The sequence below is a fragment of the Pseudomonas sp. B21128 genome, assembly GCF_044218865.1.
Lineage (GTDB): Bacteria > Pseudomonadota > Gammaproteobacteria > Pseudomonadales > Pseudomonadaceae > Aquipseudomonas > Aquipseudomonas iridis.
Genome location: NZ_CP162590.1, coordinates 3348822 through 3375686 on the forward strand (window position 1 = coordinate 3348822; position 26865 = coordinate 3375686).

At 56.7% G+C, this 26865-nt stretch carries 25 protein-coding genes and 1 pseudogene; 15 read left to right on the forward strand and 11 right to left on the reverse strand.

Annotation, left to right across the window (positions count from 1 at the left end):
* Window position 1 precedes the first annotated feature (1 nt).
* Together AB4P91_RS14925 and AB4P91_RS14930 are read left to right on the forward strand one after the other, a co-directional pair.
* Window positions 2–1051: an acyltransferase family protein gene (locus AB4P91_RS14925; protein ID WP_395603083.1), complete on the forward strand. Its 1050-nt coding sequence runs from the start codon at window positions 2–4 to the stop codon at window positions 1049–1051.
* Between the two features lie 137 nt (window positions 1052–1188).
* Entirely contained in the window at window positions 1189–2310 is a 1122-nt protein-coding gene (locus AB4P91_RS14930; RefSeq protein ID WP_395603084.1) for a GDSL-type esterase/lipase family protein, read from the forward strand.
* 44 nt (window positions 2311–2354) lie between these two features.
* On the opposite strand, the gene AB4P91_RS14935 is transcribed toward AB4P91_RS14930, so the two are convergent.
* Together AB4P91_RS14935 and galU are read right to left on the reverse strand one after the other, a co-directional pair.
* On the reverse strand, window positions 2355–2759 hold the full coding sequence (locus AB4P91_RS14935; RefSeq protein WP_395603085.1) for a mannose-1-phosphate guanylyltransferase: 405 nt from the start codon (window positions 2757–2759) through the stop codon (window positions 2355–2357).
* 47 nt (window positions 2760–2806) lie between these two features.
* Window positions 2807–3640, reverse strand: a complete 834-nt coding sequence (gene galU / locus AB4P91_RS14940; RefSeq protein ID WP_395603086.1) for a UTP--glucose-1-phosphate uridylyltransferase GalU — start codon at window positions 3638–3640, stop codon at window positions 2807–2809.
* A gap of 390 nt (window positions 3641–4030) precedes the next feature.
* Between galU and galE the strand changes: the two genes are divergently transcribed.
* The 6 genes from galE (at window position 4031) to AB4P91_RS14970 (ending at window position 10231) form a co-directional block, all read left to right on the forward strand.
* Window positions 4031–5047, forward strand: a complete 1017-nt coding sequence (galE, locus tag AB4P91_RS14945) for a UDP-glucose 4-epimerase GalE (protein WP_395603087.1) — start codon at window positions 4031–4033, stop codon at window positions 5045–5047.
* Window positions 5048–5278: 231 nt separating this feature from the next.
* Window positions 5279–5515, forward strand: a complete 237-nt coding sequence (locus AB4P91_RS14950; RefSeq protein WP_016775457.1) for a hypothetical protein — start codon at window positions 5279–5281, stop codon at window positions 5513–5515.
* A 144-nt stretch (window positions 5516–5659) separates the two neighbouring features.
* Window positions 5660–6721 (forward strand): polysaccharide biosynthesis/export family protein, encoded by a 1062-nt coding sequence (locus tag AB4P91_RS14955; protein WP_395603088.1) that lies wholly within the window; start codon window positions 5660–5662, stop codon window positions 6719–6721.
* 11 nt (window positions 6722–6732) lie between these two features.
* Window positions 6733–7398, forward strand: a complete 666-nt coding sequence (locus AB4P91_RS14960; protein WP_395603089.1) for a YjbF family lipoprotein — start codon at window positions 6733–6735, stop codon at window positions 7396–7398.
* Between the two features lie 29 nt (window positions 7399–7427).
* Window positions 7428–8156 carry a capsule biosynthesis GfcC family protein gene (locus AB4P91_RS14965; protein WP_395604965.1) on the forward strand — a complete coding sequence of 243 codons (729 nt, stop codon included), beginning with the start codon at window positions 7428–7430 and terminating at the stop codon, window positions 8154–8156.
* A complete protein-coding gene (locus AB4P91_RS14970; RefSeq protein WP_150592499.1) occupies window positions 8153–10231 on the forward strand; it encodes a YjbH domain-containing protein in 2079 nt (692 codons plus the stop codon). The genes AB4P91_RS14965 and AB4P91_RS14970 overlap by 4 nt, the downstream gene beginning before the upstream one ends.
* 686 nt (window positions 10232–10917) lie before the next feature.
* On the opposite strand, the gene AB4P91_RS14975 is transcribed toward AB4P91_RS14970, so the two are convergent.
* The 3 genes from AB4P91_RS14975 to AB4P91_RS14985 form a co-directional block, all read right to left on the reverse strand.
* The gene (locus AB4P91_RS14975) at window positions 10918–12312 is read right to left on the reverse strand and encodes an undecaprenyl-phosphate glucose phosphotransferase (RefSeq protein WP_395603090.1); all 1395 of its coding nucleotides are present in this window, start codon (window positions 12310–12312) and stop codon (window positions 10918–10920) included.
* Window positions 12313–12701: 389 nt separating this feature from the next.
* The gene (locus AB4P91_RS14980; protein WP_395603091.1) at window positions 12702–13361 is read right to left on the reverse strand and encodes a transcriptional regulator; all 660 of its coding nucleotides are present in this window, start codon (window positions 13359–13361) and stop codon (window positions 12702–12704) included.
* Window positions 13362–13633: 272 nt separating this feature from the next.
* A complete protein-coding gene (locus AB4P91_RS14985) occupies window positions 13634–14374 on the reverse strand; it encodes a winged helix-turn-helix domain-containing protein (RefSeq protein ID WP_395603092.1) in 741 nt (246 codons plus the stop codon).
* 567 nt (window positions 14375–14941) lie between these two features.
* Between AB4P91_RS14985 and AB4P91_RS14990 the strand changes: the two genes are divergently transcribed.
* Window positions 14942–15775, forward strand: coding sequence for an undecaprenyl-diphosphate phosphatase (locus tag AB4P91_RS14990; protein WP_395603093.1), 834 nt, complete (start codon window positions 14942–14944; stop codon window positions 15773–15775).
* Here the strand turns inward: AB4P91_RS14990 and AB4P91_RS14995 are convergent, their stop codons facing one another.
* The 3 genes from AB4P91_RS14995 to AB4P91_RS15005 all read right to left on the reverse strand — a co-directional run bounded on the left by AB4P91_RS14995 (window position 15776) and on the right by AB4P91_RS15005 (window position 17762).
* Window positions 15776–16204, reverse strand: coding sequence for a DUF2388 domain-containing protein (locus tag AB4P91_RS14995; protein WP_395603094.1), 429 nt, complete (start codon window positions 16202–16204; stop codon window positions 15776–15778).
* Between the two features lie 27 nt (window positions 16205–16231).
* Window positions 16232–17218: a tRNA dihydrouridine(20/20a) synthase DusA gene (gene dusA / locus AB4P91_RS15000; protein WP_395603095.1), complete on the reverse strand. Its 987-nt coding sequence runs from the start codon at window positions 17216–17218 to the stop codon at window positions 16232–16234.
* 160 nt (window positions 17219–17378) lie between these two features.
* On the reverse strand, window positions 17379–17762 hold the full coding sequence (locus tag AB4P91_RS15005; protein ID WP_224790597.1) for a hypothetical protein: 384 nt from the start codon (window positions 17760–17762) through the stop codon (window positions 17379–17381).
* Between the two features lie 550 nt (window positions 17763–18312).
* On the opposite strand from AB4P91_RS15005, the gene AB4P91_RS15010 reads away from it, so the two are divergent.
* The 4 genes and pseudogenes from AB4P91_RS15010 to AB4P91_RS15025 all read left to right on the forward strand — a co-directional run bounded on the left by AB4P91_RS15010 (window position 18313) and on the right by AB4P91_RS15025 (window position 21982).
* Window positions 18313–18675: a DUF6124 family protein gene (locus AB4P91_RS15010; protein ID WP_150598087.1), complete on the forward strand. Its 363-nt coding sequence runs from the start codon at window positions 18313–18315 to the stop codon at window positions 18673–18675.
* A 454-nt stretch (window positions 18676–19129) separates the two neighbouring features.
* Window positions 19130–20158 (forward strand): annotated as a pseudogene (locus AB4P91_RS15015) (methyl-accepting chemotaxis protein); the annotation flags it as partial.
* Between the two features lie 201 nt (window positions 20159–20359).
* Complete coding sequence (locus tag AB4P91_RS15020) at window positions 20360–21064, forward strand: methyl-accepting chemotaxis protein (protein WP_395604966.1); 705 nt, start codon at window positions 20360–20362, stop codon at window positions 21062–21064.
* Between the two features lie 138 nt (window positions 21065–21202).
* Window positions 21203–21982, forward strand: a complete 780-nt coding sequence (locus tag AB4P91_RS15025; RefSeq protein WP_395603096.1) for an EAL domain-containing protein — start codon at window positions 21203–21205, stop codon at window positions 21980–21982.
* A 6-nt stretch (window positions 21983–21988) separates the two neighbouring features.
* Here AB4P91_RS15025 and pseH read toward each other — a convergent pair whose 3' ends face one another.
* The 3 genes from pseH to AB4P91_RS15040 all read right to left on the reverse strand — a co-directional run bounded on the left by pseH (window position 21989) and on the right by AB4P91_RS15040 (window position 24034).
* Window positions 21989–22540 (reverse strand): UDP-4-amino-4,6-dideoxy-N-acetyl-beta-L-altrosamine N-acetyltransferase, encoded by a 552-nt coding sequence (pseH, locus tag AB4P91_RS15030; protein WP_395603097.1) that lies wholly within the window; start codon window positions 22538–22540, stop codon window positions 21989–21991.
* A gap of 149 nt (window positions 22541–22689) precedes the next feature.
* Window positions 22690–23475 carry a transporter substrate-binding domain-containing protein gene (locus tag AB4P91_RS15035; protein WP_395603098.1) on the reverse strand — a complete coding sequence of 262 codons (786 nt, stop codon included), beginning with the start codon at window positions 23473–23475 and terminating at the stop codon, window positions 22690–22692.
* 76 nt (window positions 23476–23551) lie between these two features.
* The gene (locus tag AB4P91_RS15040; protein ID WP_150592439.1) at window positions 23552–24034 is read right to left on the reverse strand and encodes a hypothetical protein; all 483 of its coding nucleotides are present in this window, start codon (window positions 24032–24034) and stop codon (window positions 23552–23554) included.
* 163 nt (window positions 24035–24197) lie between these two features.
* On the opposite strand from AB4P91_RS15040, the gene AB4P91_RS15045 reads away from it, so the two are divergent.
* Window positions 24198–24863, forward strand: a complete 666-nt coding sequence (locus AB4P91_RS15045; RefSeq protein ID WP_395603099.1) for a ribonuclease T2 — start codon at window positions 24198–24200, stop codon at window positions 24861–24863.
* A 387-nt stretch (window positions 24864–25250) separates the two neighbouring features.
* On the forward strand, window positions 25251–26819 hold the full coding sequence (locus AB4P91_RS15050; RefSeq protein ID WP_395603100.1) for a diguanylate cyclase: 1569 nt from the start codon (window positions 25251–25253) through the stop codon (window positions 26817–26819).
* Window positions 26820–26865: the final 46 nt, after the last annotated feature.

Here is a 26865-nt window from a genome sequence, read left to right on the forward strand (position 1 = left end):
TATGTCGAGCAAGAAAAAGTCCCTGGAGATCGAAACCCTGCGCGGCCTGGCGTGCCTGCTGCTGGTGCTCTATCACGTCATCGGCCCGTTGGGCGGCGGCTTGAAGATCGATCTGGGCTCACCGTTTCGAGTGCTCGCCGACTCGATGGTGTACGTGCGCATGCCGCTGTTCACCTTCATTTCCGGCTACATCTACTCGATTTACAAAATCCGCGGGAATGACTTTTCCGCGTTCTTCACCGGCAAGGTTCGGCGGCTGATCGTCCCGCTGTTTTGCGTGGGCGTGCCGTTCTCGGTGCTGCAAGCGGTCGGCCCGGGGGTGAACAAGGAGGTCGGTGTGATCGACGCGTTGTTGTCGTTCTGGGTGCCGATCAACCACTTCTGGTTCTTGCAGGCGGTGTTCATCATTTTCATGTTCGTCGGCTTGATGGAGTGGCGTGGTCTGCTGCGTTCGCCCACGCGCCTGTATCTGCTGTTTGCCTTTGCTGCGGCGATTTTTCTGCTGCCGCCGTTCACGTTCGACGCGTTCGGCATCAACGGCGCAATCTACCTGCTGCCGTTTTTCGTCGCGGGGATGATCGGCCAAGAGAGCGTCGACGCGTTGAGACAGCGCTTCAAGATGATCGGGCCGCTGGTGTTTGTGCTGATCTCGCTGACGCTGTTGTATGTCGCGGCGGTGGATCGCGAGCTGATTGTCGATCGCCGTAGTGTGATGGGTCTGACGGTGGGTTGCGTGTCCTGCTTCGCGCTGCTGTCGAGCGATATGCGCTCGAAGTGGCTGACCTGGCTGGGCGGTTATTCCTATGCGATTTTCCTGTTCCATGTTTTGTTTGCCGCCACTTCGCGGTTTGTCCTGGGACGTTTGGGCGTGAAGGATGAGAGCGTGCTGGTGTTCGGCGGCGTGGCGTGCGGGTTGCTTGGACCTGTGGTGTTGTCGATGGTTTTCAGTCGGTTCAATTTCACCTCCGTGCTGTTTCTGGGGGAGCGGGCGGCAAGCAAAAAACCACTGGAACCCATCACCCCGGTGGTGCCAACCCAATCATCCCTGTAAGTCACACCATCCCTGTGGGAGCTGGCAAGCCAGCTCCCACAGGTTTATTGGTATGCACAGATTTAATGGATGACCACAAACCCTGTGGGAGCGAGCTTGCTCGCGAAGGGGCCGTCACTGAATGAAGGAATTTATGCATGTTGGCAGTTGATGACGCTCCGCCGGTTGCGGCCGCAGTGGTTGAGGTAGGTGATGCGCGCGAGCGCTTTGCCCGGTGGCGTGAAGGCAAGGCCGGCAAGGTGCTGGCAGTCTCGGTGATCGGCGACAGCTACAGCGCCGGACAGGATTTCTATGTGAACAAACTGGTGCAGCGGGTGGCCGGGGAGGTGGGTTTTGCCGGGCCTGGCTACGTCGGTTTCAACCACGGCGCAGCGCTGGGCGGCACACACTTCAAATACACCCGCAGCAGCGAGAAGTACTTTGGCGGCGACTGGAAGGTCTCCGGGCTCGGCCAGGCCAGCCCCGATAGCCGAACGGTGACGGGGCGGCCCGGTGCATGGTTGCAGGTCGAGGCCAGCCCGACACCGGCGATCAACACCGTCGTCACTCAAGCGAAATTACTTTATCTGGGCAACGGTGAGTCCAGTGAGATCCGCTATCGCTGGACGCCATCGCAAGACTGGAAACCCTTGAAGCTCGCCGGTTCCGGCGTACAAGAGGTGCCACTGCCTGACACGTCGACCGCGGCGGATTGGGCGTTCCGGCTCGAAGTGGTGAACGGCGCGCCAACCCTGTTCGGCCTGTGGATGAGCAACGATCAGGGCGGCGTGCGGGTGTCCAAACTGGCGGCGTCCGGCGCGGCTTCCGCTGACTTCTACCACAGCGATCCGAAGTGGCAGACACAGTGGAAAGCCGCCGTGTCGAAGATTCCTGCCGACGTTTATCTGATCATGCTCGGTGGCAACGATCAGGGCTTTGGCGTGAAGCCCGAGACGTATTTGCACAACGTGCAGGGGCTGGTGGCAATGATCCGCGAGATTCAGCCAGCGGCGAGCATCAACCTGATCATGCGTCAGGACACCACGCGCTCCAGCGCCTATCCGATGTCGGCTTATGCGCAGGTTTTGCAGCCTTGGGCGCAGTCCCAACATCTGGGGTACGCCAATCTGCAATGCGCTTTCGGCAGCGACGTCAAACTCTACGCGGCTGCGATGATCGGCCCGGACAAGATTCATCCGGTGCCGGCCACGGGCGGCAAGGTGATTGCCGATTATTTCTATGGCTGGATCACTGGTGCCAAGGACCGTTGCGACAAATGAACCCTGTAGGAGCCTTCGGCAGCTCCTACAGAGGGGGGCGTGAATTAAGCGAATGCGTCGACGTGGTCGAGCAATTCTGTCAGCTTCTGTGGCATCAACCGCGTATCACAACGCGTCTCCACGTTGATGATGATCGCCGGGTCGTTGCAGCAAATGCGCACCCGGAAGCGCCAATCGCTGAAAATCACTTTCAGGCCGTCGTGGTCATCGATTTCCAGCGCCTGCTCGCCATAGAGCTTTTTCAGGTGAGCGAGCAGGGGATAGGGATCGGCCAGCGGCCGGCGAATGTCGCCAGAGGACGGAAACATGCCGATGCGCTCCACCAGCAAAATGTTGCCCAGCCAGGATTCGTTGGCGCTGGGCAACGGCTGCTGACGCGACAACCAACTGACCACCCCGAGGTTGCCCACCTCATGTTCAATGTCTGCCGAATGTTGTGCAATGTTCATAGAGGCCTGCCTGAAATGAAAAGTGGGCGGTGGGTGTCGGAGCCGTCTCAGCGGCCGTTGAGGTAGACGTTTTCGTAGCAGAAGTTGGTCGCTTGCAGGTAACCCTCGGCGTCGCCGCAGTCAAAGCGCAGGCCCTTGAATTTGTAGGCCAGTACGCAACCGTTTTGCGCCTGTTTCATCAGGGCGTCGGTGATCTGGATCTCGCCGCCCTTGCCCGGTTGGGTGTCGGCGATCAGGTCGAAAATGTCTGGCGTCAGGATGTAGCGACCGATGATCGCCAGGTTCGAAGGTGCGTCCTGCGGCGCCGGTTTTTCGACCATGTTGTTGACCCGATAAATGCCATCGGAAATCAGCTCGCCGGCGATCACCCCGTACTTGTGCGTTTGATCGGCCGGGACTTCCTGGATCGCAACGATCGAGCAGCGGAATTTCTTGTAGAGCTGGATCATCTGCGTGAGCACGCCATCACCTTCTAGGTTCAGGCACAGGTCATCGGCCAGAACCACGGCGAATGGCTCGTCGCCGATCAACGGACGACCGCTGAGAATCGCGTGGCCCAGGCCTTTCATTTCTACCTGGCGCGTGTAGGAGAAGGTGCAGGTGTCGATCAGCTCGCGGGTGCCGGCAAGGAACTTCTCTTTCTCGGTGCCGCGGATCTGGTGTTCGAGTTCGTAGCTGATGTCGAAATGATCTTCCAGCGCACGCTTGCCCCGGCCGGTGACGATGGCCATGTGTTGCAAGCCGGCGTCTCGCGCTTCTTCAACGGCGTACTCGATCAACGGCTTGTTGACGATCGGCAGCATCTCTTTGGGCATGGCTTTGGTGGCTGGCAAGAAACGCGTGCCATATCCGGCAGCGGGAAACAAACATTTACGAATCATAAAAGTATCCTGGACAGTCATGGAACACAGCCAACGGGTGCGCGCACTAACGAAGGAGTGCAAGTTTTAATAGTTATTGAACGACTGCTTTAATACCTGAGTCAGGTTATTAATAGCAATTGAATGCGCCGGTAAATCGCGACAATGTTATGAGATGTCGGCTGGTGCGTTATTAGTTATTTTTAGTCGGTATCTGTTGATAGTGATGAATGCACTTGCAGTGCTAATAAGTACCGGGCAATACAGTGTGACCTGCAAAAATATTTATTGCCAGTCATTGAGCTCGTTTTGTTTTCGGTTGTTGTCGTCTGTTTTGTGTGGATTGCGACACATCTCCACAACAACAGGCTTGACACGCTACTTGTTAATTATCCAATCACGGACCGCGCTATGAAGATTCTGGTAACCGGTGGCGCCGGCTATATCGGCTCGCACACCACACTTGCGCTGCTTGAAGCAGGTTATGAAGTTGTCGTGCTGGATAATCTTTGCAACAGCAGCGATGCCGCACTGCATGCGGTGGAAGCCATCTGCGGCAAAAGTGCGCAGATGATTCGCGGTGATGTCTGCGATCGGGCGCTGCTTGACCGGATATTCAATGAGCATGCCATCGACGGCGTACTGCATTTCGCCGGTCTCAAAGCGGTCGGCGAGAGCGTGCGCAAGCCGCTTGAGTATTACGAGACCAACGTCAGCGGCAGCATCACGTTGTGTCAGGCGATGGCGGCGGCGGGGGTGTTTCGCCTGGTGTTCAGCTCATCGGCCACGGTCTACGGCGAGCCGGCGCAGATGCCGATCCGCGAAGACTTTCCGACCGGTACTCCGACCAATCCCTACGGGCAATCCAAGCTGATCGTCGAAAACGTGCTGCGTGATCTGTGCCAGTCCGAGCCGCGCTGGAGCATCGCCTTGCTGCGTTACTTCAACCCGATCGGCGCGCACCACAGCGGCCATATGGGTGAAGACCCGAACGGCATTCCCAACAACCTGCTGCCTTATATCAGCCAGGTCGCGGTGGGCAGCCTGCAAGAGTTGTCGGTTTTTGGTGACGATTACCCCACGGTCGATGGCACCGGTGTGCGTGATTACATTCACGTGGTCGACCTGGCTGACGGGCATTTGAAAGCCTTGCAGTCGATTTCCGGACGCAGCGGCATTCATACCTGGAACCTCGGCACCGGCGATGGCTACAGCGTGTTGCAAGTGTTACGTGCTTTTGAGCAGGCCTGCGGACAACCCGTACCGTACCGGGTGATGCCGCGACGTTCGGGGGATATCGCCGAGAGTTGGGCCGACGCGTCCAAAGCTGCGCAAGAGCTGGGCTGGAAAGCCAGGCGTAACTTGCAGGACATGGTCACCGACACGTGGCGCTGGCAATCGAACCATCCGAAGGGCTATCTCCGATAATGTCGTTTTGATGTCCAATGTTAGTTTCGGTCAGGTGTTAGATATCGTCGGGAAAATACGCTGGAAATGCCTTTTGCAAGTCCGTAGATATAAACCTGCCGTTCGACTTTTATCAGTTGCGTAAGACTGTGAAAGAACAACGGATCTTGTTCGCATTTTTCGCGGACTTGAACTCTACCACCTCTAGCACCGGCCGGTTTTTAACAGGTCGAATGTTAGAAAGGAGTTGATATGAAGAAAGTGATGGCAGTTGCCCTGTTGACGATGTTGAGCAACTGGGCTGCCGCAGCTGAAGCGCCGCTTACTGCGGTGACCAATGTGGGCGGTAGTGTAGCGGCTTCGCAAGCCCCTGCAGCCAGTACTGCAATGGTTGCCAGTGCAGTAGCGGCGTCCAACAGCGGTGGCAGTGCCAACGGCGGTACCACCGGTACGACGGGTACCACCGGTACAACCGGCACGCATAACTAACAGCGGTTTTTGTTAGTGCAGTACGGGTCGCCCGACGCAAGTCGGGTGACTTCTTTTTTTAGATCCGCCCTTGAATAGCGTAGTGCCATTATGACTCGTAGTTTTTCTCTTTTAATGTTGGCAAGTTTCGCTTTACAAGGTTGCATGTTTTCCCCCGGCCAATACCTGAGCACCAGCGACATCACCCGCCAGGGTGCCAGTGAGAGCAGCCGGGTCGAGCTGATTCCGATCACGCCCAAGATGATCTCCACCACCCGCGCCACGCAAAAGCGTACGTCGCTGCCGCCGGAGCTATTGACGACCCCGGCCGAGTACCGCATCGGCAATAACGATGTCTTGTACATCACGGTCTGGGATCACCCCGAGCTGACAGCGCCGTCCGGTGCGCAGCAACAGATCGATGCCAACGGCCGTCTGGTGCGCTCCGATGGCACGCTGTATTACCCGTTTATCAAGGAAGTCCAGGCCACCGGGCGGACCATCCAGCAACTGCGCTCTGACATCGAACAACGGCTGTCGGCGTTCATCGCCGAGCCGCAGGTGGACGTCGCCGTGTTGCGTTTCGCCAGTCAAAAAGTGGTGGTCACCGGCGCGGTGGCGAAGGCCGGCCCGCAGGCGATTTCGACCAATCCGCTGAGCGTGGTCGAAGCGCTGGGTTCGGCCGGCATCGATACCAACAACGCGGACTTGTCCGGCCTGCTGTTGACGCGTAACGGGCGGGTGTATCCGCTCAATCTCGACTCGCTCAATCATCAGGATTCCGAGTTGCAAGGCGTGTACCTCAAGGGCGGCGATCAGTTGTACCTGCCGTACAACGACAACAAGCGAATTTACGTCATGGGTGAGGTCAATCAGCCGCGCGCATTGAGCTTCAAGACGGCGACGATGAACCTTTCCGATGTGCTCGGTTCGGTTGGCGGCTTGAGCCAGACCACCTCCAACGGCAACGCGGTTTACGTCATTCGCGGCGTCGAGAACCTCGACGTCGAGCCGGCGAAAATCTACCAGTTGAATGCCGAGTCACCGACCGCCATGGCACTCGCCACGCATTTCGAGGTGCGCCCGCAGGATGTCGTTTATGTCGGTCCTGCGAACGTGACGCGCTGGAACCGCTTCATCAGCCAATTGGTGCCGTCGGCGTCGATTGTCGGGACCGGGGCTTCCGCTGCGAAGAACTGGAGCGAATACAGTAACAACAGCAAATAAGGCCGCCGACTGTGAACACGTTGAAAGTGGGTGTCTGCCTGATGGCGGCCCTGTTGTTGTGTGGCTGTAACCCTCTGATGAGCGCGTCGCTGAACAACCTCAAATCGGCAGTGATCGGCCCTGACGAAGTGGACGTGACGCCGGCCCAGGTGGCCGAGGTCAGCTACCCGCAACTCAAGTTGACCACGCCGTCCGGCTCCGGGGTGCTGGCGTTGGTGCGCGAGCGTGAAGACCTGCAGTTCTGGGTCGCCTCCGGCAAGCAAGTGCTGCTGCTGCGCGATGGCCTCGCCGTGCGCAGCATTGGCCTGGGCCTTGAGGGCGATCTCGACGGCACGCGTCTGGCGGATGACTCGCCGTTCAAGTCAGGCCTGCATCAAGTCGCCGATGGCTTTACCTCGCGGCGCTGGATCGACCTCTACAAGGGCCAGGAAGTCGGGGTGATCGTCAACAGTCGCTTCACCCGCCGCTCGACGGAAACCCTCGACATTCTTGACAAGGAATACACCGTGCTACGTGTCGATGAGCAGATTGACGCCCCGGCCATCGGCCTGAGTGCGACCAACCGTTATTGGGTTGATCCGCGTGACGGTTTCATCTTCAAGAGTGAGCAGCAACTGACCTCGCAACTGCGCGTCAGAATCGTGCAACTGACACCTGATCGCAGGCATCTGCCGTGAAGCGTCTTGGCTTTTTTTCAGCGTGTCTGATGGTGATTGCCGGTGTGAGCCAGGCCGCTGTCACGGTGACGGGCGATGTCGCCAATCCCGGGCCGGTCGAACTGCCGAAGGGTGGGCGCTTGCTCGATGTGATCAACGAAGCGGTGCCCAATGCCGAAGGTTATTGGTTGGCGGGGGTGTTGCTGTGCCAGTCGTTGCTGGAGGAGCAGGCGCGGCTCAAGGCCGGCGTGCTGTTCGATCTGGATGTCTTGCAGCGCATGGCGTTGCTCTATGACATGCCAAGCCGTGTGGCGCTGGCGCAACGGCTGACCGAGCAAGTCCGGCAGATGCCGGTGACTGGCCGGCAGATCGCCGATCTCGATCCGGTCGCGGTGGAAGTCGGCTTCGCGCGCAACATCCGGCTGGACGACGGCGATCGCCTGATCTACCCCAAGCGCATCGACGAAGTTGAAGTGCTCGGTGCTGTCGCCGCGCCTTGCCACTTGCCGTATCAACCCCTGCAGGAGGCTCGCGAATACCTGCAAGGCTGTTCGATCCTGAGCGATGCCGAGGCCGATTACCTGTGGCTGATCCAGCCCAACGGCGTTTCGCGGCGCGTCGGTATCGCGCACTGGAATCGCGAGAGCGGGCACATGCCCGTCGCCGGCAGCAAGATTCTGGTGCCGGTCAAAAATGATGATCTTGATCCGCCTCTTCCTGAACTGAATCAGCAGTTGGCCGAATTGATTGCCACGCAATTGGCTGAGGTGGTTCGTTGAATTTTCGTTTTGCAGCTGTGTTTTTATTGCCCGTTGGTCTGGCCCATGCCGAGCCGCGTATTACTCAAAATGACTTCGGTGGCACGGGCCTATTGCAGACGCCGACGGCGCGCATGGCCCCGGCCGGCGAGTTGAGCGTCAACGCCAACCGCACCGAGCCTTACAGCCGTTACAGCGTTTCGTTGCAGCCTCTGGATTGGCTCGAAGGCTCGTTTCGCTACACCGCGATCACCAACCGGGCGTACGGCTCCGAGGCCCTCAGCGGCAGCCAAAGCTATAAGGATAAGGCGGTCGACGCCAAAGTCCGGCTGTGGCAGGAAAGCCATTGGCTGCCCGATGTGGCGCTGGGTTTCCGAGATATCGGCGGTACGGGTTTGTTCTCCAGTGAATATTTCGTCGCCAATAAGCGTTACGACAATTTCGATTTCAGCGCCGGCATTGCCTGGGGTTACCTGGGCAATCGGGGCGACATCGACAACCCGCTGGGCTATGCCAGTGATCGCTTCGATACCCGGCCTGCCCTCGAAGGCACCGGTGACGTCAACTCAGGTTCGTACTTTCGCGGTAAACCTTCATTCTTCGGCGGCGTGAGTTATCAGACGCCATGGGATCGCCTGAGCCTGAAACTCGAATACGAAGGCAACGACTACAAGCACGAGCCGAAGGACAACGTGATCAAGCAGGACTCGCCGATCAACTTCGGCGCGGTGTTCAAGGTCGCGGATTCGGTCGACATCAGTGCGGCGTGGGAGCGCGGCAACACGGCGATGTTCGGCGTGACATTTCACACCAATTTCGTCAGCCGCAAGGCGCCGGCCAAGACCTACGACCCAACCCCCGAACCGCTGCCGGCGAAGATGCCGACCACGTCGATGGCGCAGGTCGACTGGGCCAACGTCTCGCAACGGTTGCAGCAAAACGCCGGCTACAAGGTCGAGCGCATCACTCAGCGCGATTCCGAGCTGATCGTGTATGGCGAGCAGCAGCGTTATTTTCATTCGTCCAAAGCGGTCGGGCGGGCGAGCCGGATTCTCGACAACAGCGTCAACGACGACATCAACTGGTTCACCGTGGTCAACAAGCGTTACGACCTGCCGCTGGAAGAAACCAGCGTGCCGCGCGAGACCTTTCGTGAAGTGATCAACAACGAAGAGCCGCTGCTGTCGTTGCACCGCACCACCGAAATCAATCCGGCGATGCCGCACAACGAGAAAACCCTCTACAGCGAAGCGCCGCAGCACTTCAGTTATGGCGTGGGTCTGGGCTTCAAGCAAAACGTCGGCGGCCCTGACGGTTTGCTCTATCAGTTCAGTGCCGACGCGGACGCCGAGTACCGCTTCAACCGCAACACATGGTGGAGCGGTTTGCTCAGTGCCAACCTGATCAACAACTTCGACAAGTTCACCTACGACGCACCCAGCGGGTTGCCGCGCGTGCGCACGGATTTGCGTCGGTACCTGACCGAGTCGGAAGTGACCATGCCGATGTTCCAGCTGAGCCACACCGAACAGTTGGATAAAGATTTGTACGGCATGGTTTACGGCGGTTATCTGGAGTCGATGTTTGCCGGGGTGGGGGGCGAAGTGCTGTTCCGCCCGACCGGCGAGCGCTGGTCGGTGGGCGCGGACCTCAACTACGTGCGCCAGCGTGAATTCGACCAGGGTTTCGGCCTGCGTGATTACTCGGTGGTGACCGGTCATGTCACCGGTTATACCGACTTGCCTTACGACATGCTGGCGGCTGTCAGCGTCGGCCGTTACCTGGCCGGCGACTGGGGCGGCACGATGGACATTTCCCGAGAGTTTTCCAACGGTGTGCGGGTCGGCGCCTGGGCAACGATAACCACGGCCAGCAGCGCCGAGTACGGTGAAGGTAGCTTCGACAAGGGGCTCTATCTGTCGATCCCGTTCGACGAAATGATGAGCATGTCGACCATGCGCCGGGCCAACCTGGTCTGGGCACCGCTGACCCGAGACGGCGGCGCGCGGCTTAATCGTGGTTATCAACTGCACTCGATGACTGATAGCCGCGATGACGATATGTTCTATCGCAACTTTGAGAAGATCACTGAGTAATGATTGGTCTTGCGAGGGCTCAACCTGTGTGGCTGGCTTGCCGGCCGACCAGTTTTGTCTGAATACACCGAGTCCAAACTGTGGGAGCCAGCCTGCTGGCGATAGCTATCTGTCAGCTGACCAGTTTTTGCGGGTGCACTCAGTCCAACTGTGGGAGCGAGCTTGGTCGCGAAGGCGTCCGCTTGGTTGATGATGTTTTTGTTGGTTGGGGTACCTATCCGTTGCTGCGGTAACGGCGTCTAAGGGTTTCGCCCTTACGGCGGGTCACCTTTTCCAAACGCCGGAGTGCCGGCCCAGCGAAAAGGTAACCCAAAAGGCTTTGCCCTGACGTCCGGCCCACTCGCTAAAGCTCGGGGTTCCTTCGCTCCGGGATGAATCCCCGCACTCAGCCTCCCGACGGGCTTTCAAGATCAAGAACCGCACTCGAGCTAACGCTCATCGTGCGGAGTGGTGAGAAGCAAGGGCGGTGGGGCTTGTGTTTTTGTTTTTCTCTGGGAGCCAGCCTGCTGGCGATAGCCATATATCAGGCACAGTTGATATTGCGGATGTATCCGTACCCCTGTGGGAGCTGGCTTGCCAACGATGACGGCGGCACATTCAACGGCAATCTTGGCTGACCCCAAATCCCGGGCACAAAAAAGGGGACTTTCGTCCCCCTGCGGTCATGCATTTTTTAACGACAACCTTCAGTAAATATCCTTCGACAACAACGTAAACGGTGTCTTCACCAGGATCTTCAGGTCCAGCCACAGCGACCAGCTGTTGATGTACTGCAGGTCAATCTCGACACGTCGCTGCATCTTGTCGATGGTGTCGGTCTCACCCCGGCAGCCGCTGATTTGGGCGAGGCCGGTAATGCCTGGCTTAATCCGATGACGCGCCATGTAAGCGAGGATTTTTCCCGAATAGAAGTTGTTGTGCGCAACCGCATGCGGACGTGGCCCGACCAGCGCCATGTGCCCTTGCAGCACGTTGAACAATTGCGGCAACTCATCCAGCGAAGTGCGGCGGATGAAGCGTCCGACCGGGGTGATGCGCGAGTCGTTGCGGCTGGCCTGCTTGACCTCTTTGTCATCGTGCACGCGCATCGAGCGGAACTTCCAGACCTGAATCACCTTGCCATTCCACCCGTGGCGATCCTGCTTGAAAAACACCGGGCCCGGCGAGTTGATCTTCACGGCCAAGGCAATGATCGCCAGCACCGGACTCAACAGGATGATCGCCAGCAGCGCGACGCTTTTCTCCATCAGGCTTTTGCTCAGTGCAGCGGTCGGGCGGCTGGTCAGCGGGCTCTCGTTCAGGTAGATCGCCGGCAGGCCGTCCACGACTTTCACCGAATGATTGAGCAGCGTCAGGCTGTTCAAGTCCGGCACCCAGACCACATCCACGTTGGCGCCGAGCAAGTCGACATACATGGCTTCGATTTTCGCCGCTTCCGACAGCGGCAGGGTGATGTACAAACGGCGAATATCGTGGGCTTCGATCAACGTCAGCAGATCTTCCTGGGCGCCGACCACGCGAGGTGCATCCGAGGTAAGAGAAGGGACCACGCCGTTGCTGATCAACCCCACCAGCGGCAGGTTTTCAATTTGGCTCAGCTTCTTCGCCAGCCCCAGCGCCAACTCACCGGTGCCGACGATCAAGGTCTTGTGCTCGCTTTTACGCGAACGCTGGTAGAACTTCGAAAACGCATGCAGCGGCGCGTACAACAATGCCTGGCCGAGGAAGCCGTACACCGCCCAACTGAGGATGACCTGCCGGGAGAACAACTCATCGGCCTTGCACACAAACGCGATGAAAGCCAACGCCGCCATGGTCATGGACCAGCCCATGAACAGGCGTCCCAGCCCCGTCAGATAGTTATCCCGTTTACGATAAACGCCACTGAACGTGTAAGCCGGCACCGATGCCAGCACCGCCAGCGTTGCGCACATCCGGTAGTAGAACGCGACGGTTCCCGTGTGTTGTTCCGCCAATACAAACAGCAGGGCTACGATAAAGCCCTGTGCCAGCGCCCATTGTCCCCAGAAGGTAAGTCCCTTGAGGCCCGTGCTTCGATTGATACTAAGAGAAAGATCCATACGATATCCCCAAAAGACGTCCATTCAGGTTTCAACAGTTGAAAGCCGAGTTGTTAGTCAGATGTATTGTTTTTGTTCTAGTGAGTGTTCTGAGATAACAACGTCGATAGGCCGAACTGTCGTCAGTCAATAGACTAATTTATTGTCGGGAATGGTGTCTGACGAGTTCTAACAAGGTGGCACAAGGCCAACTTTTTAATAATTAAATAGTGGGTTGTTAGAAAAGGTCGCAGAGGAGGGGGTGAACAGTCGTTGTTGTATTTGTTACTGTTAGAGGGTGGAGGCAGGGATGTTCATTTTAATCAGGGAGATGGAACCAAACAGAGTGCTCTTGTTGTTTTTGTAATCGCACTGTTATCTGTTTGTGTGTTCGCAGGTATTGCCTGTGTTTACGCGATGATGTCCTGGATGAGGCAATAACCGCGATTTCTCACGGCACGGAACAGTCGCTCACCTTGGCTGGCGCTTTTGAATTTGTCTTGCAGGCGACTTAGACACATTTCCAGTCCGCGATATTGCTCCGGCTCTCGGCCGATGCTCAGGATCAAGTCATCTCGACTGACCACACGGTCTTCGTGATGCAGCATCTTTCTCACCAATGCAGTTTCCAGCCCGGTAAGACTGATCTCGACATCGTTTTTGACCAATGCGCCTTGATCATTATCCAGATGCCAGGTTTCAGTACACGGCGTGACGCCTTCATTACCAACAGGCAGTTTGCCGGATTCGCCGGTTATGGCCGGGGCGCTGCGAAAAGGATTGCTTGATTGTGCTGCCCGCCACTCGGATTCGAGTGTGGCCAATATACGCTGGGTGTCATGTTCAATCGTGCGGGCAACGTGCTTTCGGGTCCCGCTTGGGTAAGTGAACTCCATCAGCATGGGGGCGGAAGAGGGCGAAGTAGCACCTTCAATAAACATTTGTGCCTGAGACGTGCCCAGCGAATTGAAGCGCTCGCTCGACAGGATGTTCTCGAGCTCACGTTGCGACGCTGTACTGTTGGTCACGACAACAAAATATTTTCTGGGGAGGGTTGTACTAGTTTCCATGTCTCTCTCCTTAACTGCGCACCAAAATTGGTTAAAAGGTAAATCGGCAGGCGAGCAATGACTTCCTTGGAAGTAATCGACAGGCAGGGTCTGGGCCCGAAATTGGCCCTCGATAAGTTCCACTCGATCTGCTGCTATGTTGTTGAGTTTATTGTTATGTTTTTGCGCTCATTCAATCGCTTTTTTATAGGTAGGCGTGAAGTAAAACCATAGGTATATCGTTGCATCAGACGATCCTTCGTGAGCATGCAAAAGGGACGGCCGCCCGAGACTCAGGCAGTCGATATCAGGCCGCGCACCAGGCGATAGCCATAGCCGCGGATGCTCTGAATCGCGTTTGTACCATACACGTCCTTGATTTTTCCACGCAAGCGACTGATGGACTTCTCCAGCGCGCGAGGATCGTAGAAATTGGGATTGAGTCCCATGATGTTGGCGATCTCATCATGGCTCAGAATGTGATTATTGCTGTGCGCAAACGCTTCAAGGATTTTCATCTCGGCAAACGAAATATCCAGGCGTTTATTTGTGCTCAGCAGACAGATCCGAGTTGGATCAAGTGTCAGGTTTATGTCTCTTTGCCATTCTTCACTGCTGAAGAATTCTCCCAACGACTCGGCGCCATCGTCGGAAAGGGTGTTGAGTTTGATACAGAAGTCGGCACCGGCCAGGTAGTACTTGATCTTGTTGAAAGCACCGCGGCCAGTGATAACTGCACAAATGAGCGGCTTAAAGTTGTCTTTGCGCAGGTTTTCGACCAGCGCAAGATTGTCTTCGAGTGCTTGTGGGCTGTCGATGACAATGAAGATTGCTCGATACAAGGCAGAATCTTCATTCTGCATATAGGCATCAGTGTACGAGTTGGCTTCAAGCGCCACATCGGTTCGCACAAGCTTTGCGAGTAGCGTACTAAAATGTTCCGCCACGCCACGGGTTCGACCCAGAATGAGTACACCTGGTTCGTCGATTGTCGGGCGCGGACTTCTAGTCGCCAAGTTCCCTGAGAGCATCATGCATTGACTCGAAATTAGGTGCTGACATCAGGATGTTAAAGCACCGGTTCTCATCTGTGACTGACAATTGGTAACATTTACGCCGTTTTTAGACGTGGCTCCCGAGTTTTCTAACAATAAATAAGCTTTTCAAGCTTTTAGTTGATTTTCTGGGCTTCGTGAACTAGTGAGTAAGTGGTGGCAATATGGAATTGTGCCACTATTTTGAACTCATGACGACATCTTTGTTTGTGTCTATTGGCCACTGTATAGCCAGCCTTCAATATGTGAGGCAGATCACACTTTATTGGCGCAGTGAAATTTTTCCTGCTAAGTGCCTAAATAATTTCACATTAGTTCGTACACGGACGTTTATTAACATGGCTTGAGTGTGTCTTTTGTTAAGACGTAATCTCCTTCGCTGACAAGATCAAAGATCGCAGCCTTCGGCGGCGCCTACAGGTGAATGCTTTCCCAATGTAGGCGCTGCCGAAGGCTGCGATCTTTTGATCTTTGTATTATTTCAGATACTCAATCCCTGAGTGTTATTGACCAGTCGCTCACCAAGTGTGCTCTGACGGAGGATTAATGGATTTCTGGACTTTTTTCCAGGTGTTGATTTTGGGTGCAGTCGAAGGCCTTACCGAGTTCTTGCCGATCTCCAGTACTGGCCACCAGATTATCGTTGCCGACTTGCTGGAGTTCGGCGGCGAACGCGCCATGGCGTTCAACATCATTATTCAACTGGGTGCCATTCTTGCCGTCGTCTGGGAATTCCGGCCGAAGATCATCGAAATCGTCAAAGGCCTGCCGACCGAGCGCAACGCGCAACGATTCACCCTCAACCTGTTGATCGCCTTTCTGCCGGCCGTGGTTCTGGGTGTGCTCTTCGCTGACACTATTCATCATTACCTGTTTAACCCGATCACAGTCGCCGTCGCTTTGGTTGTCGGCGGCATCGTGATGTTGTGGGCCGAACAGCGCAGCCACGTGATTCGCGTCGAGCATGTCGATGACATGCGCTGGTCTGACGCGCTTAAGGTAGGTTTCGTACAGTGCCTGGCGATGATTCCCGGCACCTCGCGTTCCGGATCTACCATCATCGGCGGCCTGCTGTTCGGTCTGTCGCGCAAAGCCGCCACCGAGTTCTCGTTTTTCCTGGCTATGCCGACCATGGTCGGTGCCGCCGTGTATTCAGGCTACAAATATCGCGACCTGTTCCAGCAAAGCGACCTGCCGGTCTTCGCCTTGGGCTTCGTCACCGCATTCATCTTCGCCATGATCGCCGTGCGCGGCTTGCTCAAGTTCATCGCCAACCACAGCTATGCGGCGTTCGCCTGGTATCGGATCGCGTTTGGCTTGTTGATTCTGGCCACGTGGATGTTTGGCTGGGTGAACTGGACGGCGGCTGCGGCGGGTTGATTACTGGCTGCTGATCAGCGCGGCGACGGCGAGGTCGTTTAATTCGCTGTCGGGGGATTCCCGACGAAAACGCTGCAAGGCCGAGGTGAAATACGCGGCTTGCAGCATGCCGTCGCTGGCGAGGTAATAATGCGCTGCTTCGATTTCCTCTACCGAATAAACACGTTTTTTCAGACCGGACATGTCTGACATCCCATCGACCGTGATCATCGTCGTCGTGAAAACCAGAAAGCCAGACATTTGGGTTGATTCAAAAGGGCCATCTTCCCCATCACCGCACCCTTTCAAAAAATCGCAACTGGCGCAGGCGGTGGCAGGGACGGTAAGGAGTAAAGCGAGGAGGGTGAATCGCTTGAATAAAACACAGCTAAACGCGTGCATAAACAAAAGACATCCTGTCGGTACAACAAAACCGCGAGCAACGCTCATTCGTTGCCCGCACATTCAACGCGTCGATCAACGACCCGCCAACAACTCCGCCGCCTGATCCAGCAACGCCAACGGATCCTTGGCCTTGTGGATATCCACCGACAACAACTGCCGAAACTTGCGCGCCCCCGGGAATCCGGTGCCCAAGCCCAACACATGCCGCGTGATGTGATGCATCGACCCACCGGCCAGCAAATGCTCGGCTATATAAGGTCGCAACTGCGCCAACGCTTCCGCGCGGCTGATCACCGGCGCCGAACTGCCGAACAACTGCTGATCCACCTCCGCCAGCAGATACGGATTGTGATAAGCCTCACGCCCCAGCATCACACCGTCAAAGGTCTGCAAATGCTCATGGCAGGCCTCCATCGTCTTGATCCCGCCGTTCAGCACAATCTCCAACTCCGGAAAATCCGCCTTCAACCGCGCCGCGACGTCATAGCGCAATGGCGGAATGTCGCGATTCTCCTTCGGCGACAACCCCTCCAGAATCGCAATCCGCGCATGCACCGTAAAACTGGTACACCCGGCATCCCGCACCGTCCCCACGAAATCACACAGCTCCTCGTAACTGTCCCGCCCATTGATCCCGATCCGATGCTTGACCGTCACCGGAATCGACACCGCATCTCGCATCGCCTTCACACAATCCGCCACCAGTTGAGGGTGACCCATCAGGCAAGCGCCAATCATGTTGTTCTGCACACGATCGCTCGGGCAGCCGACGTTTAGGTTCACCTCGTCGTAACCGTGCTCCTGAGCCATGCGAGCGCAGGCGGCCAGGTCGAGGGGGACGCTACCGCCTAGCTGCAACGCGAGAGGGTGCTCGGCTTCGTTGTGACGGAGGAAACGTTCGTGATCGCCATTGAGCAGCGCGCCGGTGGTGACCATTTCGGTGTAGAGCAGAGCGTTCTTCGACAGGATGCGTAGGAAGAATCGGCAATGGCGGTCAGTCCAATCCATCATCGGGGCGACGGAGAAGCGGCGGGAGAGTGGGGCGGGTTGTAAAGACATTGGGGAAATCTGGATCAGAGGGGCGAAGGTGGGGGAGTTTATCAGGAATGGGGTGGGCAGAGCCTTACGCACTTTGATCGATGTGGCATTGCTTGGTGATGAAACGCCGACGCTGGTCGGCTGAGTATCGTGATTTGCACCAGATCGAGCCTAAAACAACTCATTTTCGATAGTGTGCGGAGATCTCTCTCCAAATGTATTTGTATCGGAACTCAAGCCAACGGATTAACAGTTTGTCTCTCTGACGTCGAAAGCGACTACTTGCTCGGGCTTCCAACATTTGCGCGATGTCAGAATTTAATTGTTCTGGGTCAAACAAAGACCAGATGATTGGAATCACGCAGTCAAAATTCGTGTAGCAGACAGGTGCGACTTCCTCGTAGAGCATCCGTTTTATTTCTTGCGGGTCGTAATCTTCGGTCCGTCGGGCGATAGATTTGTAGTCCACCTCATTGTCGACGAACGTATCGGACAATGCCCAGTAGATGTCATATCGATCTTTTGCAGTCATTGTGCGATTCAAATTAGCGTTGGTCTTTTTCATCGCGAAAAGGCCGTCAGCGACTTTGACTTCTGGTCGTACATGATGGGCTGGGGTTTCAATGTGATACGCGCGGCTGGCTTTGCCATGTTTGACTCCCTGTCATCAAATTAACCGCTGCCGACTGTATCAGACTTGCTTTGGTCAGTGACGGGCGACAATGCACTCGTCATTTTTCGTCAATTTAAACAGCAATGCTTGCTCTTGTTTAAATGAATCACGCTGGCACAACCCGAGCCCTACACCACCTTGCGCCACACCCTACACGTAAGACAGAATCCGCCGGCTTGTACGTCTAGCACGCAGGTTCTATCGTCCCAATGTCACTGAAAACCAGTGATCGGGTTTGGTAGCCCGCTTCGTGTCTAGATGCATGCGTCACCTTGTTCAGTCGCTTTCCCAGGACTCGGATTTCATGGTGGTCATGCGTGGGGCCCATTCGTGGGCGCCGGGTTCTAGTGCGACCGGTCTACCAACCCGCGTATGGCCGCCACCCATCGTTTGGTAGCGTGGGTGATGGCTTCTTTTAGTAATCGCGCTAGAGGTTCCATCTATGTTCAAACCAACACCCAACCCGCCAGAAACCGATCCCGCATCCCCCTACGAATCCCCCAATTCCAAAAAACTCCACGAAGCCGCCGAACGCGCGCTCGATCACTACCTTCTTCCCGCCAACCAAATCATGGCCAGCACCGACGAGCCCGAACGCATGTACCTCGCCAATCCGAAGTACGACATGGAATCCCTGTTGGCCAATGCCTGCGAAACCCTGGGTTCTGCCTCCGAGATGCTCAACAACTTTGCCGCGACGCTGGATAACTCGCGCCGCAAATCTGCGCTAGGCATTGCGCAGGTGGTGATGTTGGCGGAGTTGGCGGTGAATCAGGCGTTGGATAAGGTTGAAATCAAGCCGTAAACCCGTGTCCCTCTGTGGCATGCGGCACGCCGTTGCTGCAGAGGGGCGGGGTTCTGATTTGGAATTTTCCGCGTCTTTTTGCGCCAGTAGCGATGTGCCACAATTCGTGATGGCAATGCGTCATCATGCCGAGCTAAAAGTTCACTTCCTGTACAAATATAAAAAGTTGTACAAGTTTTCCTAAAGTTTATAGCATCCCTTCCAGATACTTTGCTGAATCGATAAATCTTGCGTGCAGACGCCCTGTTTGCCACGTGATGGTTTGTCTGCCGATGCTCGCGTCGGATTTCTCTTTGACACATCAACAGCATCGCATTTTGCATTTCCGGGACAGCTGGAGCGTCCCGTATTACGCCTTGGATGACGACCCCCCGAATGTCTGGACGGTGACTGCGGTTACCGGAGATCAATTTTTTGTGCCTGGCGTTTCGCGTCAGGGCGTTTGAGGCTGAATATGGCAGTTGAATCGAATTTCCTGGGTGACATCAAAGTTTCCCGCAAGCTGGGAACCGGTTTTGGCATTCTGTTGCTGGCTGTTTTGGCGGTTGCCTTCATTGGCTATAACAGCAACAGCGTGCTGGTTGATCGCTTGAGTACGACGCGTCTGATTGGCACGTTGAATGACGCTACGCAAGATATGCGTCTGTCCGAGAAACAGTACGAAGCCGCTGCTGACGCCGCTTTCGCTGACTCTTATCACGCGCAACTGAATGTGTTGCAGGGCCTTGTGAGCAAGGCGCTGGAAACGTTGACGCGCGCTGAAAACCAGCAAGCCTTGAAGGCGTTGCAAGCCACGATTGTTGCCTATGATCAGAAGGTAAAGCGCCTGATCGATGCCGATAAGTCGACGACGGATGCCCTGAAACCGTTGGGTGCGCTGTCGGACAAGTACGCGCAGACCTTTGGTGACATGCTTGAAAGCACTACGAGCGGTGCCTTGGCGTCCGCCGATGGCGAACGCGTGCGGGAGCTGCGCACGGTGGCCGATTTGCGCTACGGCATGGCCACGTTTCGCCTGATGCTGCGCCGTTACATTGCGGTGCCCAACGACGTGAACAAAAAAGTGCTGATGGACACCATCGACACGTTCCTGAGCGATATCACCAAAGCGCGTTCCAGCCTGCCGGCGACCCTGTCGAGTCAACTGGAAGAAGCGCACGCGGGCATCCGTCGTTATCGCGAAGTATTGGTGGAAGTGGCCGGGCTGTTCGAGCAGAAGCAGAGCATGCGTCTGCAGGTCAGCCAGGAAAGCAAGGCGATGGACAGCATCATGAGTGGCCTGATGGATACCCAGCAGCGTCTGGCGCGTGAAGATCAGCGCTCAGCCTTTATCCAGATGGCCGTATTGACCGTGTTGGCGCTGGTGATCGGACTGTTTGCTTCGGTGGTCATCTCGCGGCAGATCACTTCGCCGCTGGCGCTGACGGTTGATCTGGCTCGGCGTATTGCCAAAGGCGATCTGACGGTACAGGCCAAATCAAACCGCAAAGATGAGTTGGGCGATCTGCAAAATGCGATGCAGGACATGGCGCAGAACCTGAACACGCTGGTTCAAGGTATCGGCAATGGTGTCACGCATATTTCCACTTCTGCGGAAAAACTCTCGGCCATGAGCGAGCAGACCAGCGCGGGTGTGCGTCAGCAGAAAAGTGAAGTGGATCAAGTCGCCACGGCGATGCATGAAATGGCTTCGACCGTGCAGGAAGTTGCGCGTAACACGACCGACGCGTCCGCTGCTGCGACTTTGGCCGATCAACAGGCGCGTCACGGCAGCACGGTGGTGAAGCAGGCGACGGCGCAGATCAGTGAGCTCGCGGTGGCCATTGAAGAGTTGGGCGGTGCGATGAACGTGCTGTCTCAGGACAGTGAGCAGATCGGCAAAGTGATCGATGTGATCAAAGCCGTTGCGGAGCAGACCAATTTGCTTGCGTTGAACGCCGCTATCGAAGCGGCGCGAGCGGGGGAGCAGGGTCGTGGTTTCGCCGTGGTGGCAGACGAAGTGCGTTCGTTGGCCCAGCGGACACAGGACTCGACCAAGGAAATCGAAGCGCTGATCGTCACCCTGCAACAGGGCACGCAAGCGGCTTCTGCGCTGATGGCTTCCAGCCGCGAGCGCACTCTCGATACGGTGGAGTTGGCGCAGAAAGCCGAGTTGGCGATTACCGAGATCAATCAGTCCATCGGCACGATCCAGGAAATGAGCTTGCAGATCTCGGCCGCGGCCGAGCAGCAAAGTGCCGTGGCCGACGAGATCAATCGCAGCATCGTCAGCGTGCGTGATGTGGCCGACCAGTCGGCGGTTGCCAGCGAAGAGAGTGCGGCCGCGACAATTGAGCTGGCGTCGCTGGGGCAGGACTTGCAGCGAATGACCGCGCATTTCCGCACCTGATTCGGTGAACGATGAGCCCACGGCACCTTCAAAATATTCAGGCGCCGTTGGGCTGCCGTTATGGCTGGTTAGCACTTAACCCCGAGCAGCTGTTTATTTATCACCATGGAGGGTTACAACCCGTTATCAGAGGGCGTCATGACCGACTCTTCAAAATCATCCGCCTCGCTCGGAGGCTGCCAGGGCTGTAAAAACAAAGGCGCGCCGGATATGGATTTCGCCTTCGCGTTCCAGCCCATAGTGGATCTGCGCGATCAAACGACTTTTGCCCATGAAGCCTTGGTTCGCGGCGTGAAGGGTGAGGGCGCCTTGTCAGTCCTGGAGCAGGTGGACGATCAAAACCGTTATCGATTCGATCAACTGTGTCGAGTTCGGGCGATTTCCACGGCGGCTCAGTTAGGGATGACCGAGTACCTGTCGATCAACTTTTTGCCGAATGCCGTTTACCGTCCGGAACTGTGCATTCGCAGCACACTTGAAGCAGCACGCGCTCACGGGTTTCCGTTGGATCGCTTGATCTTCGAAGCGGTTGAGGGCGAGTACGTTGAAAAGAACAGCCACCTGACGAATATCTTGAGTGAGTACCGCGAGTTTGGTTTCAAAACAGCGATCGATGACTTCGGCGCAGGCTATTCCGGTCTTAACCTGTTGGCAGATTTTCAGCCGGATTTGATCAAGCTGGATATGGCGCTGGTCCGCGATATTCACCTTGACCGTGTACGCCAGACCATCGTGCGTAACGTCGTGAACATGTGCAGAGAGTTGGGCGTGGAGGTGATCGCCGAGGGCATAGAAGATGCCCAGGAAAGAGACTTTCTCGCCGATTGCGGCATTTATCTGATGCAGGGTTATTGGTTCGCCAAACCTGCTTTCAAATCCCTGGCGCAGATCCCCACGGGTGCGTGGCTGAAGAGATGACCTCTCTCAGCTCGCACTGAGCCGCTCGATTACGGGGGCCAGTGCCGGACGTTTGCTGAGCCATTCTTCCCTGTTGATCCCCAACAGAACGACGTCAACCCGAACCCCATCCTTCACCACGTTCTGCCGCCTTACACCCTCAACCTCAAACCCAAACTTCTGATGCATCTTCACCACCGCCGAGTTCATCGCCAGCACTTCGCAATTCAGCTTCTCCAACCCCGCCACATCAAACGCGTAATCAAGCATCCAGAACTCGACCACGCTGCCCAACCCCTTACCCTGCAAGCCGACGTCCAGATAAAACGCCCAATCCGCCGTCTTGTGCAGTTGGTTAATCGCATTCAGCGAAACAACCCCGACCGCCTGTTCATCCTTGATCACCACAAACACTTGCTGGCGTGGATTGCCCTGCAAAGAGGCCAGCCAGTTGGCATGTTCCTGTTCGGTGATTTCGTGGGAGGTGTACATGAATTTGCGCACATCTTCCTGGTTGCGCAGGGTGCGGACGCTGGCCTGTATGGCGGGGCTGGCGTCGGTGAGGGGGAGGAATTGCATGGGGATGTCCTTGTCTGGCGGATAAGCGATTCTGCACCGGCGCTGTCGATCAGGAAAGTTGCATGATGTGGTGTTCGGCGAGGGCCTAGTTTGAATGTGTGGCGAGGGAGCAACTCCCTCGCCACACGGGCAGTATCAGGCCTGGATACTTATTGCGGCACGGCGATCCATTCGCTCAGTACTTTCTGATATTTGCCGGTGACTTTGCTCAAGTGCAGCCACTGATCGACGTAGAGTTTCCAGCTGATGTCATCGCGCGGCAGCAGGTAAGCCTTTTCCCCGTACTGCATGAACTGCTGCGGATTGACCGCACACAACCCTGGTTTCAACTTCTGCTGATACAGCGCTTCTGAGGCGTCGGTGATCATCACGTCGGCCTTGTTGTCGAGCAGTTGCTGGAAGATCGTCACGTTGTCGTGCAGGGCCAGTTGCGCTTTGGGCAGGAAGGCGTGGACGAAGGCTTCGTTGCTGCCCCCGGCAGGTTCAACCAGGCGCACGCTGGGCTGGTTGATCTGCTCGACAGTCTGGTACTTGGATTGGTCGGCGCAGCGCACCAGCGGGATCTTGCCGTCGACGTCGAGGGTGTTGCTGAAAAATGCCTTTTTCTGCCGCTCCAGCGTCACCGAGATGCCGCCCATGCCGATGTCGCATTTGCCGGCCTGCATGTCCGGCATCAGGGTTTTCCAGGTGGTTTGCACCCACTCGACCTTGACCCCGAGGCTGTCGGCCAGCGAGCGCGCCATGCTGATGTCGATGCCCTCGAAATCACCGTCGGTGCGCTTGAAGGTGTAGGGCTTGTAGTCGCCGGTGGTGCAGACGCGCAGTTGGCCTTGTTGTTGGATGGTATCGAGGTGCGACGGTTGTTCCGCTGCCTGAGCGCTGAAGGTCAGGGGCAGGGCCAGCAAGGTACCGAGCAAGATTTTGGTTTTTATCATGGCTGTCGGGCTTCAAAGGGATCGGAGCCAGAAGTTAACCACGTTCTGGGCGCTGATCCCTATCGGCAGAGTGCGCTTACAGCCCCAATCCTTCCTGCACCACCGACAACAGATTGTTCTCCGTCAGCGCGATGGCATCCAGCTGTTGCCCGGTTTCAACGGTCTGCATCCACCAGTGGCTTTCGTGATGTTCATCGACGGTGCGCAGCAGGTAGGTGTTTCTGTCCGGCAGGGTGATTTGCACGCGCCCGGCGCCGTCTTCGGTAAATCGTGCGATGGGATCAAAGGTCAGGCTTTGGTTATTTGCTTCGATTACCAATTGATCGATCGCGTAATCGTAGGATTCGCCATCCGCAGAGGTTTCGCAGATGTGCGTAGGATTGCGCCGAATTTTCAGTCCGACTTCGGTCACCGGTTGCAGCCAGGTTTCGATGCGGTGGTACAGGTCATACACCTGCGCGGGCCAGCAATCGATCTCCAGTTCGGCGCAGGTGATGTCGTCCGCGTGGCCGTGCCGGGTTTGCTTGAGCTTCGCGGCGAGTTCGTCTGCTTTACTCATGTCGGTTCCCTGTTTGTGGTGTCTGCTTATTAATCGTAGACCTTTCAACGGCGTACAACGTTGCCGTGCGTCATGCGCTTGCAACACAAGCGTGTCGAAATCTGCGTTGACCAGTCTGGTCAGGATCGAAACCACGGACGCAGGCGTCCCAAGGAGCGGGTACGTGAAAAAGCTGTTTACAATTTTGGCAGTGATTGCGCTGACGGCCGGTAGCATCGGCCTGAGTTCGGCGCGTCAATCGCAGTCGAGCAAGGCGCAAGCGGAGTCGGTGGCGGGGGTGTTCGATTATTACCTGCTGACGCTGTCCTGGTCGCCGACCTTCTGTTTGACACACAAGGACGACGTGCAGTGTTCTGGCAAGGGTTATGGCTTTGTCCTGCACGGCTTGTGGCCGCAATACGCCAAGGGCGGCTGGCCGCAATCCTGTCCGCCGCTGACCACACTGTCGCCCGCGGAAAGCAAAAAAGGCATGACGTTGTTCCCGACCAAAAAACTGCTCGATCACGAATGGTCCAAACACGGCACTTGCAGCGGCCTCGGCGCGATGGGGTATCTGGATGCTGCAGATGAGGCGGTTGGTGCGGTGAAAATTCCGCAGGAGTTGCAGCCGTTCAGCACGTCGTATTACTTCGAGGCGCAGGAAATTTCCGATTTGTTTCGCAAGGCCAATCCGGGGATTCCGGCTGATGGCATCGCCGTGATTTGCAGTGGCCCGGAGTTGTCGGAAGTGCGCGTCTGCATGGGCAAGGATCTGCAGTTTGGCGCGTGTGGCAAGGGTGTGAAAACACAGTGCCGGGCGGGGGATATTCGGGTGCCTCCGGCGCGGTGATGTGATCCGGTTTGAGCACTGAGCACTGAGCACTGAGCACTGAACCTGTGGCGAGGGGATTTATCCCCGATGGACTGCGCAGCAGTCCCATTTCTGGGGGTCGCTTCGCGGCCCATCGGGGATAAATCCCCTCACCACAGGATGTTTCGGTCTGGTCAGACGAATCTCTCATATCCATCCCCGACACCCCGCGCAAAAACTTCACCAACCCTACCTGCAATAGTCGCCGCAAAAATAATTCGACCCGCGGCAGTCATCCAATCGCGCATTACGCCGATACAACGGGGCGGGAGCGGGGCGTTTGCCCCTTGCACCCCGGTGGACTAAGCTCACAATTCATAAGGGTTTCGGGCTAACGCCCCTGTCGTACCTGCCCAGGACATGCTTTTGCCAATCCCCATTCACGATCCGCATCAGGCTCCCGGCACGCTAAAGCGTCTGCCGCTGCGCAAAGCGGCGGTGCTGTTTATCGTTGCGGTGAGTTTGTGCCTGTTTGGTTTGCTGTACCTGCAACTTGAGCAGTCGCGGCGCCAGGATCTGGCGGTTGCGCAAATGGCCTCGAGCAACCTGACCCGGGCGATGGCGCAGCAGGCAGAGGATACGTTTCTGGCGGCGGACCTGGTGCTGACCAGTCTGGTCGACTGGATTCAGGACGACGGTTACGGGACGGCGCTAAGGCCGCGGTTGCAGAAAACGCTCTCCCGACGCGTGCAGCAGCTGGAGCAGTTGCACGGTATGTTTCTGTTCGACGACCACGGACAGTGGGTCGTTACCTCATTCCTTGATCTGCCCCGTGGCAACGGCGTGGCTGACCGCGAATATTTCAAGTTTCATCAGCAGAACGTCTCGGCGTTAGCGCACATCGGCCCGGCGATTCGCAGCCGCGAGAACGGCGAATGGATCATCCCGATCTCCAAACGCGTCAACGATCGTGCCGGCAACTTTCAGGGTGTGTTGCTGGCCGGGATCAAAATGTCGTACTTCGAGCAGTTCTTTAAGAGCTTCAGCCTCGATGACAACGGGATCATGTTTATCGGCCTGACTGACGGCACTTTGCTCGCCCGCCGGCCGTACGATGAATCCCTGATCGGCACGTCACTGGCCAAAGGCGAAATTTATCAATCGCTGTTGCCCAATGCCGCTGCCGGAACGGCGATGTTCCAATCGGTAGTCGATGGTGTCACCCGTTTGTACGGCTACCGGCAACTGTCGGCTTATCCACTGGTGGTTTCGGCCGCGACTTCGCGGGACACGATTCTCAAGGGGTGGTATGACCGCGCGTTTCAGTCCAGCGTGATTGTGGCGCTGGTGATCCTGGGTGTCGGTTTGTTCGGCTGGGTGTTTATCCATCAGGTGCGCGACGGCGAGCGGATCGAAAAAAACCTGCGCAAGGCGCAACGGGCGCTGGAGCAGATCGCCACTCACGACAGCCTCACCGGGCTGGCCAATCGGCGCCTGTTCGAACGATCGCTGGAGATCGAGTTTGCCCGTGGTGCGCGGCAGGTTAGTCCGGTCAGCCTGATCATGCTCGATATAGATTTCTTCAAGCGTTACAACGACGCTTATGGGCATGTGGCGGGGGATCATTGCCTGACGCAAGTGGCCCAGGTGTTGAAGAACTGCTGCCAGCGCAAGTCCGATCTTGTGGTCCGTTACGGGGGCGAGGAGTTCGCGGTTTTATTGCCCGACACAGACATCAATGGCGCATTGGCGATTGCCGGGCAGATTCGCCGCAGCGTGATCGACAAGCGCATCGCCCACAGTGGTTCGCCCACCGGTTATCTGACAGTCAGTTTGGGCTGCTACTCGTTTGTTCCCAAAGGCAATGACAGCATTGAAGCGTTTATCCAGCGCGCGGATGCGGCGTTGTATCAGGCCAAAAATGCCGGACGCAATCGGGCGGCGGTGCTGTCGACGGATGACGGGATTGCTGAGCTGATGCGCTACGACCGCTGAACCAAGGACCACCACAAAAATCTGTGGGAGCTGGCTTGCCAGCGAT

What these genes read in the sequence shown, in the direction of transcription:
- AB4P91_RS15035 (WP_395603098.1), bottom strand. Translation starts at nt 23,475, where the DNA reads ATGATAAAAACCAAAATCTTGCTCGGTACCTTGCTGGCCCTGCCCCTG.
- AB4P91_RS14955 (WP_395603088.1), top strand. Translation starts at nt 5,660, where the DNA reads ATGTTTTCCCCCGGCCAATACCTGAGCACCAGCGACATCACCCGCCAG.
- AB4P91_RS15020 (WP_395604966.1), top strand. Translation starts at nt 20,360, where the DNA reads ATGGCTTCGACCGTGCAGGAAGTTGCGCGTAACACGACCGACGCGTCC.
- AB4P91_RS14995 (WP_395603094.1), bottom strand. Translation starts at nt 16,204, where the DNA reads ATGAGCGTTGCTCGCGGTTTTGTTGTACCGACAGGATGTCTTTTGTTT.
- AB4P91_RS14975 (WP_395603090.1), bottom strand. Translation starts at nt 12,312, where the DNA reads ATGGATCTTTCTCTTAGTATCAATCGAAGCACGGGCCTCAAGGGACTT.
- AB4P91_RS15040 (WP_150592439.1), bottom strand. Translation starts at nt 24,034, where the DNA reads ATGAGTAAAGCAGACGAACTCGCCGCGAAGCTCAAGCAAACCCGGCAC.
- dusA (WP_395603095.1), bottom strand. Translation starts at nt 17,218, where the DNA reads ATGTCTTTACAACCCGCCCCACTCTCCCGCCGCTTCTCCGTCGCCCCG.
- pseH (WP_395603097.1), bottom strand. Translation starts at nt 22,540, where the DNA reads ATGCAATTCCTCCCCCTCACCGACGCCAGCCCCGCCATACAGGCCAGC.
- AB4P91_RS14985 (WP_395603092.1), bottom strand. Translation starts at nt 14,374, where the DNA reads ATGATGCTCTCAGGGAACTTGGCGACTAGAAGTCCGCGCCCGACAATC.
- AB4P91_RS15025 (WP_395603096.1), top strand. Translation starts at nt 21,203, where the DNA reads ATGACCGACTCTTCAAAATCATCCGCCTCGCTCGGAGGCTGCCAGGGC.
- AB4P91_RS14980 (WP_395603091.1), bottom strand. Translation starts at nt 13,361, where the DNA reads ATGGAAACTAGTACAACCCTCCCCAGAAAATATTTTGTTGTCGTGACC.
- AB4P91_RS14965 (WP_395604965.1), top strand. Translation starts at nt 7,428, where the DNA reads ATGGTGATTGCCGGTGTGAGCCAGGCCGCTGTCACGGTGACGGGCGAT.
- galU (WP_395603086.1), bottom strand. Translation starts at nt 3,640, where the DNA reads ATGATTCGTAAATGTTTGTTTCCCGCTGCCGGATATGGCACGCGTTTC.
- AB4P91_RS15005 (WP_224790597.1), bottom strand. Translation starts at nt 17,762, where the DNA reads ATGAAAAAGACCAACGCTAATTTGAATCGCACAATGACTGCAAAAGAT.
- AB4P91_RS14990 (WP_395603093.1), top strand. Translation starts at nt 14,942, where the DNA reads ATGGATTTCTGGACTTTTTTCCAGGTGTTGATTTTGGGTGCAGTCGAA.
- AB4P91_RS14925 (WP_395603083.1), top strand. Translation starts at nt 2, where the DNA reads ATGTCGAGCAAGAAAAAGTCCCTGGAGATCGAAACCCTGCGCGGCCTG.
- AB4P91_RS15010 (WP_150598087.1), top strand. Translation starts at nt 18,313, where the DNA reads ATGTTCAAACCAACACCCAACCCGCCAGAAACCGATCCCGCATCCCCC.
- AB4P91_RS14930 (WP_395603084.1), top strand. Translation starts at nt 1,189, where the DNA reads ATGTTGGCAGTTGATGACGCTCCGCCGGTTGCGGCCGCAGTGGTTGAG.
- AB4P91_RS14935 (WP_395603085.1), bottom strand. Translation starts at nt 2,759, where the DNA reads ATGAACATTGCACAACATTCGGCAGACATTGAACATGAGGTGGGCAAC.
- AB4P91_RS14950 (WP_016775457.1), top strand. Translation starts at nt 5,279, where the DNA reads ATGAAGAAAGTGATGGCAGTTGCCCTGTTGACGATGTTGAGCAACTGG.
- galE (WP_395603087.1), top strand. Translation starts at nt 4,031, where the DNA reads ATGAAGATTCTGGTAACCGGTGGCGCCGGCTATATCGGCTCGCACACC.